This window comes from Butyricimonas sp. RTP31003st1_G1_RTP31003_210430 (assembly GCF_040920905.1).
Lineage (GTDB): Bacteria > Bacteroidota > Bacteroidia > Bacteroidales > Marinifilaceae > Butyricimonas > Butyricimonas paravirosa.
This window is the reverse complement of the sequence record NZ_JBCOSQ010000064.1, coordinates 1-15,172: the sequence shown is the minus strand read 5'-3', so window position 1 is coordinate 15,172 and position 15,172 is coordinate 1. Positions and strand designations below refer to the sequence as shown.

12 protein-coding genes and 1 pseudogene are annotated in these 15,172 nt (G+C 41.9%); 11 read left to right on the top strand and 2 right to left on the bottom strand.

The window, feature by feature from the left end:
* Positions 1-15: 15 nt before the first annotated feature.
* From AB5542_RS16795 to AB5542_RS16755, 9 genes are all read left to right on the top strand, one after another.
* Positions 16-1,275 carry a hypothetical protein gene (locus tag AB5542_RS16795; RefSeq protein ID WP_118305817.1) on the top strand — a complete coding sequence of 420 codons (1,260 nt, stop codon included), beginning with the start codon at positions 16-18 and terminating at the stop codon, positions 1,273-1,275.
* Positions 1,276-1,310: 35 nt separating this feature from the next.
* Entirely contained in the window at positions 1,311-2,396 is a 1,086-nt protein-coding gene (locus AB5542_RS16790; protein WP_087421925.1) for a TlpA disulfide reductase family protein, read from the top strand.
* A gap of 90 nt (positions 2,397-2,486) precedes the next feature.
* Positions 2,487-5,462 carry a glycoside hydrolase family 3 N-terminal domain-containing protein gene (locus AB5542_RS16785; protein WP_279039988.1) on the top strand — a complete coding sequence of 992 codons (2,976 nt, stop codon included), beginning with the start codon at positions 2,487-2,489 and terminating at the stop codon, positions 5,460-5,462.
* 269 nt (positions 5,463-5,731) lie between these two features.
* Entirely contained in the window at positions 5,732-6,421 is a 690-nt protein-coding gene (locus AB5542_RS16780) for a succinate dehydrogenase cytochrome b subunit (protein ID WP_087421927.1), read from the top strand.
* Between the two features lie 92 nt (positions 6,422-6,513).
* Positions 6,514-8,454: a fumarate reductase/succinate dehydrogenase flavoprotein subunit gene (locus AB5542_RS16775; protein WP_087421928.1), complete on the top strand. Its 1,941-nt coding sequence runs from the start codon at positions 6,514-6,516 to the stop codon at positions 8,452-8,454.
* A 19-nt stretch (positions 8,455-8,473) separates the two neighbouring features.
* A complete protein-coding gene (locus AB5542_RS16770; RefSeq protein ID WP_340279611.1) occupies positions 8,474-9,235 on the top strand; it encodes a succinate dehydrogenase/fumarate reductase iron-sulfur subunit in 762 nt (253 codons plus the stop codon).
* 183 nt (positions 9,236-9,418) lie between these two features.
* Positions 9,419-9,850: an RNA polymerase sigma factor gene (locus AB5542_RS16765; RefSeq protein ID WP_279039987.1), complete on the top strand. Its 432-nt coding sequence runs from the start codon at positions 9,419-9,421 to the stop codon at positions 9,848-9,850.
* Positions 9,851-9,861: 11 nt separating this feature from the next.
* Positions 9,862-10,446 carry a hypothetical protein gene (locus AB5542_RS16760; protein WP_279039985.1) on the top strand — a complete coding sequence of 195 codons (585 nt, stop codon included), beginning with the start codon at positions 9,862-9,864 and terminating at the stop codon, positions 10,444-10,446.
* A 60-nt stretch (positions 10,447-10,506) separates the two neighbouring features.
* Positions 10,507-11,283 (top strand): alpha/beta fold hydrolase, encoded by a 777-nt coding sequence (locus tag AB5542_RS16755; RefSeq protein WP_279039983.1) that lies wholly within the window; start codon positions 10,507-10,509, stop codon positions 11,281-11,283.
* A 10-nt stretch (positions 11,284-11,293) separates the two neighbouring features.
* On the opposite strand, the gene AB5542_RS16750 is transcribed toward AB5542_RS16755, so the two are convergent.
* Positions 11,294-12,337 (bottom strand): hypothetical protein, encoded by a 1,044-nt coding sequence (locus tag AB5542_RS16750; RefSeq protein WP_279039981.1) that lies wholly within the window; start codon positions 12,335-12,337, stop codon positions 11,294-11,296.
* A 129-nt stretch (positions 12,338-12,466) separates the two neighbouring features.
* Between AB5542_RS16750 and AB5542_RS16745 the strand changes: the two genes are divergently transcribed.
* Both AB5542_RS16745 and AB5542_RS16740 read left to right on the top strand, forming a co-directional pair.
* Positions 12,467-13,438, top strand: a complete 972-nt coding sequence (locus AB5542_RS16745) for a type I phosphomannose isomerase catalytic subunit (RefSeq protein WP_124317839.1) — start codon at positions 12,467-12,469, stop codon at positions 13,436-13,438.
* A gap of 100 nt (positions 13,439-13,538) precedes the next feature.
* On the top strand, positions 13,539-14,669 hold the full coding sequence (locus tag AB5542_RS16740; RefSeq protein WP_279039979.1) for an AAA family ATPase: 1,131 nt from the start codon (positions 13,539-13,541) through the stop codon (positions 14,667-14,669).
* A gap of 138 nt (positions 14,670-14,807) precedes the next feature.
* Here AB5542_RS16740 and AB5542_RS16735 read toward each other — a convergent pair.
* Positions 14,808-15,172, bottom strand: a pseudogene (locus AB5542_RS16735) (3-deoxy-8-phosphooctulonate synthase); the annotation flags it as partial.

Genomic DNA, 15,172 nt, shown 5'->3' with positions numbered 1-15,172 from the left:
TTTATAACAATGAGTATGAAAAAAATATTTACAAGCATTGCAATATTACTTTTTACCCTCGGAGCATGGGGACAAAACAATATGGGTACCCCCTATTCCAAATTCGGAGTTGGATTATTACCTGATAACTATGGAGCCTATACAGGAATGGGTGGAGTTTCTGCTGCCATGAGGGATAATTATAATATCAACTTCTTAAACCCGGCATCTTACACGGCATTAGATTCAATGAGATTCTATTTCCAAATGGGAGTCACAGGAGAATACGTCGATGTTTCTACTTATAAAGATCATTCCAACTATAAAGTGGCTCAAAATGCCTCACTAAACATGGCATTCCGAGTATATAAAAAAACATTCGTTTCGCTGGGCTTAATACAGAGATCAGACCGAGGGTTCGATTTGATCTATTCCTATCCCTTAATTGAGGATCCTACCATGTTTTATGTACAGCAATTAGAGGGATTGGGCGGATTGAACGAGGCTTATTTAGGAGTGGCTTATCAATTTGGTCGATTATCAGTGGGAGTAAATGCCTCTTATGTATTTGGTAAAGTTGAAGACCGTCTAACTCTTGTGATGCAACCTGCCACAAGTGGATACTATCTTAAATCACAAACCTTAACTCGCATCAATAGTAGTTTGTTTACATTAGGCTTTCAAATCCCCTTACCATTAACCAAAAAATCAGAACTAACGCTTGGAGGTAGTTTTAATTTTGGAACATCATTGCATGGAAATAGAACTTTTGTTGCCAATAAAATTAGTAATACAAGCGGTGCCATCATAAATGTTAACGACGAAAGCTGGGACAATGGAGAGGTGTTTTTTCCTTTCAGAATGATTGTTGGAGCTTCCTATCAATATAATAAGAAATGGGTATTTGCAGGAGATTACACATTTCAGAAAATGTCAGCTTACGAAGAATTCGGAACGAATCAGGAATTCCAAGATTACCATAAAGCAGCCATTGGAGGATCATTACAACCCAACGAAACCGGACGTTATTGGTGGCAAAGAAATAAATACACGGCCGGAGCCTACTTCACTCGCTCCCAACTCAGATTCAATTATACCGACATAAACACTTATGGTCTAACCGTCGGAACCCAAATGCCTCTTCGCCTAGCTCGCCAAGAGTTGATGTTGGGAGTTGCCGTTGATTTAGGTATGCGCGGAACTCACCGAAATAACCAGATTTTGGAGAAGTACGCAAAATTAAGAATAAACATTGCCTTTAAAGAAATCTGGTTCATGAAAGCTAAGATTCATTAAAGACACAATATTTCATATTTAGAAAACTAAAACACATGAGAAAACTTTTATTATCAATCGTTGCAGCAAGTATGACGCTTGCAGCATGTAATGCCCAAAGCGGTTATAAGGTAACCGGGACAATCGAAGGGATGCCTGACGGTAAAGCGTTCATCGCCAATTTCGATGGGACGAAACTTGACACGTTAGCAAAATCAGACATCACTAACGGAGCATTCGAATTTACCGGTAAAGTAAGCGAACCGACAGGAGCTTTCATTATGGTAGTTGGACAACGTTTCAGCTTACCGATCATGCTGGAAAACGCAAATATTACCGTTAATGCCGGACAAGCCGGATTAAATGTAACCGGTAGTGAAGGTCAAAAAATATATGACCAATTCATGGCACTCAATATGTCTATTCAACAAGAACAACAAAAATTGATGCCTGAATTCCAAGCAGCTAACCAAGCTGGGGATCAAGCTAAAATGCAAGAAATCCAAGATCAATTCCAAAAAGTGGTTGAGGCGGCTCAAGCAAAAGAAGCTGAATTGATTAAAGCAAACCCGGACTCTTACGTTTCAACTTTTGTTATCGTATCAGGAATGGGACAAATGGAATACGAGCAATTGAAAGAAAAATATGCTTTACTTGGAGAAAAAGCAAAAGCTACCGCACACGGTAAAGCTATCGCTGCTCAAATCGCCAAATTAGAAAGTACCGCAATTGGTCAAATCGCTCCGAACTTCACGGTAACTACCCCGGAAGGAGAATCAATCTCTTTGTATGACATCAAGGGTAAAGTGAAATTAGTTGACTTCTGGGCATCATGGTGTGGTCCTTGCCGCGGAGAAAATCCTCATGTAGTTGAAATCTACAAAGAATATCACCCGAAAGGATTAGAAATCTTCGGTGTATCTTTGGATAACAACAAAGAGGCTTGGGTAAAAGCTATCGCTGATGACGGTTTGGTATGGAAACATGGTTCTGACTTGAAAGGTTGGCAATCAGCTCCTGCTAAATTATACAGCGTAACCGGAATTCCTCACACGATCTTGTTAGACGAAAACAACAAAATCATCGCCAAGAACTTGAGAGGTGACGAATTAAAACAAAAGATTGCTGAATTATTGAAATAATTTCCAATCCACCTATAAAAGTGCGGCAATCAATTCATGTTTGCCGCACTTTTATTTAACCAACCTCTAACGCTAAAACTTGTAACTACCATGCACAAGCTCCTTCCCGTAATCGGACTATTTTGCATGCTCCTCCCCTCTCTCCACGGTCAGGCTCAGTCCTCGTGGGCCGATTCAACGCTGAATACCATGAGCCTGGATGAAAAGATCGGACAACTGATCATGGTTGCAGCCTATAGCAACAAAGACAGCGTGTACGAGAACCACCTGGAAGCAACCATTGAAAAGTATCACATCGGGGGCATCATCTTCTTTCAAGGCAGCCCACGAAGTCAAGCTTTGATGACAAACACCTATCAACAGAGTGCTAAAATACCCCTCATGATCGGTATGGATGCAGAAAACGGGGTCGGCTGGCGGATCAAACCCGCCATGGAATTTCCCAACCAGACCTTGTTGGGAGCCATTCGAGACACGAATCTGATTTACCGTCTGGGAGCAGCCATCGGACAGCAATGCCGGACAATGGGTATCCACGTGAACTTTGCGCCCGTGGCCGACATTAATGTTAACCCTAAAAACCCGGTCATCGGTATCCGGTCATTCGGGGAAAAGAAAGAAGAGGTTGGGAACCGGACCCTGCAATACATGCGAGGCCTGCAATCCCAGCACGTGATGGCCGTGGCTAAACACTTCCCGGGACACGGGGACACAGACGTCGATTCCCACTTGGCACTACCCTTGATTCGCCACTCCGCGGCACGTATTGACACGGTTGAATTGTACCCCTTCCGCCAACTTTTCGAGGCTGGGATACCGGGTGTCATGATTGCCCACCTAAACGTACCTTCCTACGATACGGCCAATATCCCGGCTTCTCTATCCAAACAGATCATCACGGACCTGCTACGCGATAAATTACACTTCGACGGTCTGTGTTTCACGGACGCCATGAACATGAAAGGTGTCACCAAAGGAAGAACTCCCGGAGAGGCTGATGTAGAGGCGCTAGCAGCAGGAAACGACATTTTGTTATTCCCGGAAAACGTGGAAGCTTCCGTGAGGAAAATCAAAGCAGCCATCCGAAAAGGCGTTCTCACGGAAGAGATGATCAACGAAAAATGCCGGAAAGTCCTTAAAGCAAAAGCAGAATTCGTACTCCCGTATGTTGCTCCCGTGGATACCGCCCGGCTAACCGAACGATTGAGTTCCCCATCAGCCAAAGCTCTATTACAAGAAACATACGCCAAAGCGATTACTCTCGTGAAAAATGACGGTCTCTTGCTCCCGTTGACACATTTAGACACGCTACGCATTGCCTCATTGAATTTTGGAGACCGGAAAGCCCCCGTTTTCGAGAGTACACTAGAGAAATACGCCCCTTGCGCTCACTTTTCTCTATCTCCTGGTGCTTCAAAAGAAAAAGTGGAGAAACTGATTACCAATCTATCGGAATACAATTGTGTTATCCTGTATAACAGTGCCGCCCGTAACACGGCATCCCGGCAATTCGGGGCGACCATGGAACTTGTCAATATTATCAAGCAACTGAAAGGAAAACACATCGTGTTCTGCCATCCGGCCACACCCTACGGAATCGACCTGTACAGCTACCTTCCCATGGATGCCATCATCGTGAGCTATTCACACGACACTCCCGCACAACAATTTGCCGCCCAAGCCATTTTCGGGGGAATCAACGTGAACGGAAAATTACCCGTGAGCATTAACCGCTATTATCCCGCCGGTACCGGGTTATCCACCCCGAAACTGCGGTTAGGATATTACCAGCCGGAAAGTTGCGGCATGGATTCACAGATCCTACTTAAAATTGACAGCATATGCCAAGCCGCCATAAAAGCAAAAGCAACTCCCGGCTGCCAGGTTCTCGTGGCAAAAGACGGTTATATTGTCTACAACAAAGCCTTTGGTTTCAACACGTATGATAGAAAAAAGAAAAACACGACCGACAACATATACGACATCGCTTCCATCACGAAAATAGCGGCTACTCTTCCGGCTGTCATGATGCTTTATGACCAGCAATATATAACACTCGACTCCCCGATTGTCCGATACTCTTACTCTCTTCGGGAAACCGACAAGCAAGATATTACCGTCAAGGAATTGTTGTTACATTCAGCCGGATTAAGGGCATCTTTTTCTTTCTTCCAGCACGCCATTGACTGGGATAAAATGCAAGGTCGGTTGTTCACGACAAAATACACGAAAACCAATACCCGCAAACTCCGAGATCGACTTTACCTGAATCCCAAATTCACGTACCGGGACAGCACGTTTAATTTCACGGGGGGCGAAGGCTATTTGGTCGTTTCCCCACATTTCTACATTCACAAACATTTCCAAGACTCCATTCACGATTTGATTTTAAACTCCAAACTGCTCCCCCAGAAAAAATACACGTATAGCGACCTTGGATTCGTACTATTAAAAGACATCGTGGAAGAACAGTCCGCCACACCTTTTGACGTTTATTGCCGGAAACATTTCTTTAAAAGACTGGGAGCCTATAACACGGACTTCAACGCTCATTTTAATCTCGACATGAAAAGAGTGGTTCCCGCCAATGAAGATGATATTTTCAGAAAATCTCAATTACACGGGTACGTGCATGACCCGATCGCAGCACTTATGGGCGGAGTGTCCGGTAATGCCGGTTTGTTCTCCACGGCAGAAGATCTAGCCAAAATCATGAGCGTCTACCTGAACCGCGGGACATACGGGGGGGAACGTCTTATCGATTCTACGACTATTGACCTTTTCACTCAAACACAATTACCTCTCGACCAAAACAGACGGGGTCTCGGATTCGACAAACCGGAAACCTTGCCCAACAAATCAGGCCCGACCTGCAAGGAAGCCCCTTGTTCCAGTTACGGACACACGGGATTCACGGGAGCCATCGCGTGGAACGATCCGGACAACCAATTAATCTACATCTTTCTATCCAACCGGATTTACCCCAACGAATTCAACGACAAACTTATCAAAGACAATATCCGTACAAAAATTCAAGAGGTCATTTATAAAGCAATCCTGAAATAGAGTTTATAAAGTAATATTTCAAGTATTCGCACAACAAAAAGACCCCTTGGCACATTTATTGTAAATCATCGTGTACAAGGGATAAAACGCTGTAAATACTTTATGAACCTTATAAACTTTATAAACCTTAATAACTCATTTCATTACGGAAAAAATTCTGTATATTTAGAATGATTTTAAAATAGATAAACCCGTTTAAAATGACGGAAAAATAGATACTTTTGTGCCGGATAAAGAATTTAAATAGTTATCAATAAATAGACCTAATTATGAGTAATTTCTTAACATCGTCGATCGGGAAAAAGATCATTCTGAGTTTATCAGGCCTTTTTCTTATTGCGTTTTTGTGCGTCCACTTAGCACTGAATCTACTTTTGATTGTAGATAATAGTGGAGAGTTATTTAACATCGGGGCCCATTTCATGGCTACGAATCCTATCATTAAAATCGTAGAACCGATTCTTGCCATAGGATTCATTATCCATATCATCTTGGCTTCAATCCTGACTCTTCAAAACAGAGGCGCACGTCCTATCAAGTACGATCTTCGCAGACAATCAGGGAATTGTACATGGTCATCCAGAAACATGTACATCTTGGGAGGTCTGGTTTTGATCTTCTTGTTTGTTCACCTTTGGAACTTCTGGTGGAAAATCAAGTTTGCCGGAGATCCTCTCTTAACCGAGATCAACGTGGACGGTACTACCATGGAAAACACCTATGCTTTGGTTTCCGGACTATTTAAATCAAGTATCATCTACTGTTTCCTTTACATCTTGGGAGGTATTTTCTTGGGATTACACTTGACCCACGGTTTCTGGTCAGCTTTCCAATCTATCGGTTTCTGTAACCAAATTTGGAGAAAAAGACTGGAATGTTTGGCTAAAATTTTCGCTTTCATCATTGCTGCAGGCTTTAGCATCATTCCGCTTTATTTCATGCTTGGACTGGCAAACTAACCATTTTAAATTGTAGATTGTAGATTTTAAATTGCATGAATCAACGATCTAAATTTAAAATTTAAAACTTAAAATTTAAAATTACTAAGGTTATGACAGAATTAAACGCTAAAATACCAGCAGGCCCGCTAGCCCAGAAATGGTCGAATCACAAAGCCCATATCAATGTTGTGAGTCCTGCTAATAAAAGAAAACTTGATGTTATCATCGTGGGTACCGGACTTGCCGGTGGATCGGCTGCTGCCAGTCTTGCTGAACTAGGATACAATGTAACCACGTTCTGCTATCAAGATTCTCCCCGTCGTGCTCACTCTATCGCTGCACAAGGAGGTATCAATGCTGCTAAGAACTACACGAACGATAATGACTCTGTATACAGGCTATTTTATGAAACTATTAAAGGTGGTGACTACCGTGCTCGTGAGGCTAACGTGTATCGTTTGGCAGAGGTAAGTAACGCCATCATCGACCAGTGTGTCGCTCAAGGTGTACCGTTTGCTCGTGATTACGGCGGTCTTTTGGACAACCGTTCTTTCGGTGGGGCATTGGTAAGCCGTACGTTCTACGCCCGCGGTCAGACCGGACAACAGTTGTTGTTAGGATGTTACGGGGCTATGAACCGTCAGATTGAAAAAGGTAAAATCAAATCATATACCCGTCACGAAGTATTGGATATCGTTATCGTGGACGGAAAAGCAAGAGGTGTTATTGCCCGTGACTTAGTTACCGGAAAGATCGAACGTTTCGGAGCTCATGCCGTGGTACTGGCTACCGGAGGATACGGTAACGTGTTCTTCTTGTCAACCAACGCCATGGGATGTAACGGTAGTGCCGCTTGGCAAGCTTACAAACGCGGTGCTATGTTCGGAAATCCTTGCTTCGTGCAGATCCACCCGACTTGTATCCCGGTACACGGAGACCAACAAAGTAAATTGACTTTGATGTCCGAGTCATTACGTAATGACGGACGTGTTTGGGTTCCGAAAAAATTGGAAGATGCCAAGAAATTACAGGCTGGTACGTTAAACCCGAACGATATTCCGGACGAAGACCGTGACTTCTACTTGGAGCGTCGTTACCCGGCATTCGGAAACTTGGTTCCGCGTGACGTGGCATCCCGTGCTGCTAAAGAAAGATGCGACGCTGGATTCGGAGTAAACAACACCGGTAAAGCCGTATTCTTGGATTTCAAATACGCTATCGACCGTTTGGGAAGACACGTGATTGAAGAACGTTACGGAAACTTGTTCCAGATGTACGAAAAGATCACTGCTGTAGACCCGTACAACAACCCGATGATGATTTACCCGGCAATCCACTACTCTATGGGAGGTCTTTGGGTTGACTACAACTTGATGACTACCATCCCGGGATTGTACGCTATCGGAGAATGTAACTTCTCTGACCACGGTGCTAACCGTTTGGGGGCATCTGCTTTAATGCAAGGTTTGGCTGACGGATATTTCGTTCTGCCGTACACGATTGGAGATTATCTCGCACACGATATTCAAACCCCGAAAATCAAAACTAACACGCCGGAGTTCGACGCCGCTGAAAAGAACGTTACCGATCACTTGCGTAGATTGTATGACATCAAGGGTACGAAATCACCGGATCACTTCCACAAAATGTTGGGACACATCATGTGGGATTACATCGGAATGGCTCGCGAGGCTGAGGGCTTGAAAAAAGCAATCAAATTAATTGCCGAGTTGAAAGAAGAATTTTACAAGGATTTGCGCGTAACCGGAGAGTTTACCGCTATGAACAACGAGCTTGAAAAAGCCGGTCGTGTGGCAGACTTCATCGACATCGCACACCTGATGGCATTGGATGCCTTGGATCGTAACGAATCCTGCGGAGGTCACTTCCGTTTGGAATCAGTTACCGAAGAAGGTGAAGCAAAACGTGATGACGAACACTACCAGTATGTTTCCGTTTGGGAATACAAGGGAGACAACAAAGAACCTGAATTACACAAGGAGGCCCTTGTATTTGAAAATATTCAGGTAGCTCAACGTTCTTATAAATAATCTTAAATGAAAAATCGTTATGGCAGATAAAATATTAAAAGAACTAACCCTAAAGATCTGGCGTCAAAAAGATGCAAAATCAAAAGGTGGGTTTGAAACTTACAAGATTCATGATATTTCAACCGGTAGCTCATTCCTTGAAATGCTTGACATTCTGAATGAACAACTGGTTAGCGAGAACAAAGAACCGGTGGTTTTCGATCACGACTGTCGCGAGGGTATCTGTGGAACCTGTAGTTTATTCATCGATGGACGCGCCCACGGACCGGATGATGACGTGACCACTTGTCAATTACACATGCGTCGTTTCGAGGATGGGGCAACCATCACGATCGAGCCGTGGCGTTGCGGGGCTTTCCCGGTAATTAAAGACTTGATCGTGGACCGTGGTGCTTACGAGAAGATCCTGCAAGCCGGTGGATACGTTTCAGTAAATACGGGTGGTGTTCCTGACGGAAATGCAATTCCAATCGGGAAACCGGCTGCCGACGAGGCTATGGACGCTGCCGCTTGTATCGGTTGTGGGGCTTGTGCCGCTACTTGTAAGAACTCTTCAGCTATGCTTTTCGTGGCTGCTAAAGTTTCCCAGTTGGCTCTTCTTCCGCAAGGAAAGATCGAAGCTGCTCGCCGTGCTAAAGCTATGGTGGCTAAAATGGACGAACTCGGATTCGGTAACTGTACCAACACGGGAGCCTGCGAATCAGAATGTCCGAAGAGCATCTCTATCGAACACATCGCTCGTTTGAACAGAGAGTTCTTGAAAGCTAAATTGAAAGACTAATTTTACTTCGTGTAATATGAAAAAGACCGCTTTATTGCGGTCTTTTTTTATTCTGCGATTTTTCTTAATCTTCCATGTGATTTTAAGCTCTCCATTACGACTAATAGGACAAAAGCAAACAAGATGAAGAAAGACAAAGAACTGGAAAATGAGTTTGTTTTACTCATTGAAACATATTAGCGAGTGATATACAAAGTCTGCTATATATACTCGAAAGACAAGGATAACCTTAATGATCTGTACCAAGAAAGCGTACTGAACCTATGGCGCAGTTACCCCCGATTCCGTAACGAATGTAAGGTTTCCACCTGGATTTATAAAATCACACTGAATACTTGTGTCTCCTTCTATAGACGTTTTTCCAAATCACCTCAATTTGTGCCTCTATCGACAAACATAAATTTGATTACAGAAAACGAAAGTGAATTGTCTGCGATCCAAGAGCTATACAATTTGATCAACTATTTAAATGCTATTGAAAAAGCATTGATATTACTCTATCTTGAAGAAAAGTCATACCAAGAAATTGCCATTATCACGGGATTATCCGTGACAAATGTAGGTACAAAGCTAAACCGGATAAAAGATAAACTAAAAAGATTGTTTAACAACTAATTTGAATCGTGATGGAACTTGAAGAACTAAAACTCAACTGGGAATTACTAAATAAACGCCTAGAGAAAAATGAGATCCTTAATAAAAGGATTATCCATGAAATGCTACAAAAACGGACAATCACGACTTACAATAAACTCTTTCGTGCAGAAATCTTTTGCCTCTCGTTGGGATTAGTTGTAATTCCTGTTTTTCTAATTCTAATACAATTTGTCAAATATCCCCCTTCTATGCTTTGGACTATAACTATTTTAATCCTTTTAGGAAGTACAGTTATTTGGACAAGCTTTAAGCTCTGGTGGCTAAAAAAGTTCGATTTAGAAAATAACGATATTTTCCAACTATCACAAATCATATACACATATCGAAATTGGATTCAAAAAGAATGTATCCTTAGTATTCCTATTTTAGTAACCTTACTTACTATTCGTTTTATCACCATTCATGCACAAAATTACCCATGGCTTGCCATCCTAATTATATCAATTGCAATTTTATCAACAATTTACTTACTTACAATTTATAGACTTTTCTATAAAAAACACTGTAATGATATACAAAAAAGCCTTGATGAGCTAAAAGAATTCAAAGAATAAAAAATTAGCATTATTCCTTCTCTCTTTGTAAATTTGTATCACAAATCACACCGAATTAATATGAAATTATTCTTTCGTACCATTGGAGAGGGGACTCCTCTAATTATACTTCACGGTCTATGGGGTGCATCTGAAAATTGGCTTCCCATTGCCCATTTACTAGAAGATAAATTCCAAGTCATCTTACCTGATGTCCGTAATCACGGTCAATCTCCCCATGACGAGGCCATGAATTACGAGGTAATGAGTAATGATGTCATTGAACTCGTTGAAAACTTAAAACTCCCCCTCCGTCCCCATATCGTGGGTCACTCGATGGGAGGAAAAATCGTGATGGCCTTATTACTGAAAAGACCAGAACTTGTGAATCGAGCCGTGGTCGTGGATATTGCCCCTGTATCCTATTCCCAACAGGACGGGGGAAGTCATAACCGGATTATTGATTTCATGGCAAATTTCGATCTTTCCCGGTTGCATAGCCGGGAAGAAGTCAAGGAAGCCATTCAACAACATTTCAGAACGGAACGTTCTCAACAATTGTTTTTGAAAAACATCAAAAAGACATCTTTCGGTTTCGAGTGGAAAATCAACCACCGGGTGATCAGCAAGCATTTTGACGAGATTAGCGGTTGCCCGTCCTCACTGCCTAACAGCACGTACGACAAAGAAATCCTATTCATTAAAGGAGAACAATCCAACCTGATCACAGGGCTAGAATGCCTGCAAAAAGAATTTCCGGCTGCCCGCCTCGTCGAACTTCCACAATGTGGTCATTGGATTCATAGCGAACAGCCGGAAAAACTGGCTCAAGCAATTAAAAATTTCCTTGCAGTGTAATCCCAACTTGTTATTTTCCAAGCAAGTATTTAGCCGTGACATACACAACAGCCTGGATACGACTCTCAGCGATCACACTATTAGAGGCTACCCCGGGCTCCAACATAACCGCAGTCAAACGAAGGGTGTACTCTTTCTTTGAATCAATTTTATTCAATTTATTAATTTTCCCGATAGTACTCTCGTTAAGAGTGTATTTACCATTATCATAAGAGAATAATCCACTCTCAAAATACACATCGGCTTCATTATCCTTTGAATACACCTCCATTTTATAATACACGTTTTCACCTTCAAATTTATTCCATTCAATTTCCAATTGATTAGGATATCCTGCTTTTATTGATGAAGTAAAATCAATATCCGTTAATCGCATGGATGGAAAATTATCTGCCGTAATAAACTCATCAAATTTCACGTAATCAGAACCAATGCGACAGGAAAAACGTATCCTCCGATCTTCTACCCGGCTAATATCCGCCTCTCCTTTCCAAACATTATTATAATTTTTCAGTTTTACCGACTCATCATCCGATAACAAAGCAAGCACGTACCCCGCACGCATACTCCGGTCATTTGAAATCCGGAAACCAAGTTGGGGTTTACTTACTCCATCTACAAACTTATTTACCCAGAAAGCGTCGCCTGTCAAGTTTTCAAGGTAAGATGGCTTCGTGATATACTCACGTTCTCCCCATCCATTATTCACCACCAACTTCTTGGACGTACAATTTTCCACGGTCCACGTCTCGGCATTCCCATTCTTCCAATCCACGGCAAGTATATTCTCCCCTTCATCCCGCCACGTTCCTGCCACAGAATCAATCACACCTCGCAAATCAACGCCCTTTATTTCCCCGCTCTTATCAAAACGATTTATTTCCAGCACATTTTCATCCGAGAATGACGAATAATTTTTACTCGTAGTTCTATTGTAATACCAATCAACACCTGTCATTCGATTGACATCTAACATAAAATCTTTATCATCGTCACTACAACTACCCAACCACAAGCTCCCCACGATGAGACCTAACATTCCTAATTTCTTCATTTCACTCCGTTTTTATATCATTAACCGTAATTCTATTCGCAAAATTAATCCATAAATTATAATCCCCCATTCACAAAATTCCTATCTTTGTTCTTAGTACAATAATTATGCCTAACAAAATAATAAATCATGTTATACCCGTTAAAATTCCATCCAATTCTCAAAAAAAAGATATGGGGAGGTGAAAGACTAGCTTATAAAAGTGAAGAACACGAAGAATCCATTGGTGAAAGTTGGGAAATATCAGCCGTGGAGGACAATATCTCGGTGGTATCAAACGGAATCCTTGCTGACAACGACTTACAAGAATTAATCGAAGTGTACATGGGAGACCTCGTCGGGGATCATATCTACGAGAAATTCGGCATTGAATTTCCCCTATTAATTAAATATATTGATGCGAATGACGATCTGTCCATCCAAGTACACCCGGATGACGAGACGGCAAAAGAACGTCATAATGCCTACGGTAAAACTGAAATGTGGTATATCGTCGATGCAGAAAAGGATGCCTCCCTCGTGTTGGGATTCAATCACGAAATTGACAAGGCAACCTATCTTCAGGCATTACATCAGAACAAACTCATGGATTTATTGAATGTACAGAAAGTGAAAAAGGGAGAAAGTTTCTTTATTCCCGCCGGACTAGTACACGCTATCGGAAAAGGATGCCTGATCGCGGAAATTCAACAGACTTCCGACATTACATACCGAATTTACGACTACAACCGGAAAGATGCCAATGGGAACACACGTGAACTACACACGGATTTAGCCACAGACGTGATCGATTACAGTTATCAACCACAACACCGGGTAAATTATACCCCACAGGATAATCAATCTGCAAAACTCGTGAAATGTCCCTATTTTACCACAAATTTACTCGTATTTGACCGGGACATAGAGAAAGAGTACGTTCACCTCGATTCATTTGTAATCTACATGTGCCTGCAAGGAAAATTCACCATCACAACCGGGGAATGCGAACCGGTATTGGTCAACAAGGGGGAAACCGTTCTTATACCCGCTTGTTTTAAAAATCTCACGCTATACCCGGATGACATAACGCAAGTCCTAGAGATTTACGTGGAAGAGTAAGAGTTAAAAGGCTCAATATAAGTAATACTTTTATTAGTAATAACATTGTTAGTAATAAAAATATTACTTATCTTTACATTTGAATTACACTCGAAGAATTATGGAGAATAAGCCTTTTATATTTGGAGTTGCAACATCAGGCGACAATTTCACGGACCGAGAGAAAGAAACGTTACGCTTGGTATTAAATTTTCAGCATGGTGTAAATACGGTACTAATCTCACCTCGCCGCTGGGGGAAGACCTCTTTGGTACAGAAAGCATGCGGTTTGGCACAATCAGATAAATTAAAAATCGTCTATCTCGACATTTTTTCTTGTCGCAGCGATCGAGATTTTTATGACGCATTCGCTTCCGCTATTCTCAAACAGACATCTTCAAAATTGGATGAATGGCTCGAGCACGCTAAATTGTTCCTTTCCCGTATCAGTCCTAAAATTTCGATGGGGACCGATCCCATGACGGATTTTTCCATATCGCTTGAAATAAATCCTAAGAGCAACAATATCGATGAAATCTTGCAGCTCCCTGAAAAAATAGCGCAGAAAAAAGGTTGCAATATAGTCGTTTGTATCGACGAATTCCAGCAGATTGCCGAGTTCAAAGATTCCAAAACCTTCCAAAAGCGATTACGCTCTATTTGGCAATTACAAAAGTCGGTATCGTATTGTCTATTCGGTAGCAAGAAACATTTGATGAATGAACTCTTCGAAAAAAAGAGCCTTCCTTTCTATAAATTCGGGGATGCTATCTATTTGTCAAAAATCGAGACTCGGGATTGGATAGACTATATATGTAGGCGTTTCGAAGCTACAGGCAAACGAATTTCAGAAAAGTTAGCTGAAAAAATCTGCCAAATAGTAGATAATCATTCTTCATACGTGCAGCAGTTGGCATGGTTAGTATGGATTCATACGGACAAAATTGCCACGGAACAAGATTACGAGACAGCATATCAAGATATTATCGACCAAAATACACCGCTATTCGAAAAGCAAACCGAGAGTCTTACAACTTATCAAATGAATTTTTTACGAGCAATCATAGATGGAGTTCATAGTGAGTTTACCACACAGGAGATTTTGCATAAGTACCAACTCGGCTCGTCGGCCAATGTTAGCATCGTAAAACGAGCCTTGGTAAAGAAAGAACTTATAGAAATAGAAAAACGTCAAGTGATTATTCCCGATCCCGTAATGGCCGTATGGTTGAAACGGGAGTTACGAATGTAATACGGGAAAGAAACAAAACGTGGATTACAGGACAAGTACAGGACATTAAACCCACTGAATAATAATAATCTGTAAGGTTCATAAAGCTTATAAAGTGGAAATTACCTTATAACTTTATGAACCTTATAACTTTATAAACTATCTTATCGCTTCTCTGACGCGAACCAGTCTTTCTAACAATCCTTCAATCAAGTCCAGACGTAACATATTTGCCCCATCCGACTTCGCACAACGAGGATCTGCATGAGTTTCAATAAAAATACCATCGGCACCCACGGCAATTCCGGCCTTGGCTATTGTTTCTATTAATGCAGGCTGTCCCCCGGTTACCCCGGAAGCCTGATTCGGTTGTTGCAAAGAATGTGTCACATCCACAACCACCGGACATTGGCAAGCCTGTTGCATGATACTGATTCCACGGTAATCCACGATCAAGTCCTGATACCCGAACGTCGTTCCCCGTTCTGTTACCATTACCCGATCATCCCCGGATTCTCTTACCT

Bases quoted from the DNA above. Each gene is read 5' to 3' on its own strand.
- AB5542_RS16750 (WP_279039981.1), bottom strand. From the start codon at position 12,337: ATGAAGAAATTAGGAATGTTAGGTCTCATCGTGGGGAGCTTGTGGTTG.
- AB5542_RS16780 (WP_087421927.1), top strand. From the start codon at position 5,732: ATGAGTAATTTCTTAACATCGTCGATCGGGAAAAAGATCATTCTGAGT.
- AB5542_RS16745 (WP_124317839.1), top strand. From the start codon at position 12,467: ATGTTATACCCGTTAAAATTCCATCCAATTCTCAAAAAAAAGATATGG.
- AB5542_RS16740 (WP_279039979.1), top strand. From the start codon at position 13,539: ATGGAGAATAAGCCTTTTATATTTGGAGTTGCAACATCAGGCGACAAT.
- AB5542_RS16785 (WP_279039988.1), top strand. From the start codon at position 2,487: ATGCACAAGCTCCTTCCCGTAATCGGACTATTTTGCATGCTCCTCCCC.
- AB5542_RS16790 (WP_087421925.1), top strand. From the start codon at position 1,311: ATGAGAAAACTTTTATTATCAATCGTTGCAGCAAGTATGACGCTTGCA.
- AB5542_RS16755 (WP_279039983.1), top strand. From the start codon at position 10,507: ATGAAATTATTCTTTCGTACCATTGGAGAGGGGACTCCTCTAATTATA.
- AB5542_RS16760 (WP_279039985.1), top strand. From the start codon at position 9,862: ATGGAACTTGAAGAACTAAAACTCAACTGGGAATTACTAAATAAACGC.
- AB5542_RS16775 (WP_087421928.1), top strand. From the start codon at position 6,514: ATGACAGAATTAAACGCTAAAATACCAGCAGGCCCGCTAGCCCAGAAA.
- AB5542_RS16795 (WP_118305817.1), top strand. From the start codon at position 16: ATGAAAAAAATATTTACAAGCATTGCAATATTACTTTTTACCCTCGGA.
- AB5542_RS16770 (WP_340279611.1), top strand. From the start codon at position 8,474: ATGGCAGATAAAATATTAAAAGAACTAACCCTAAAGATCTGGCGTCAA.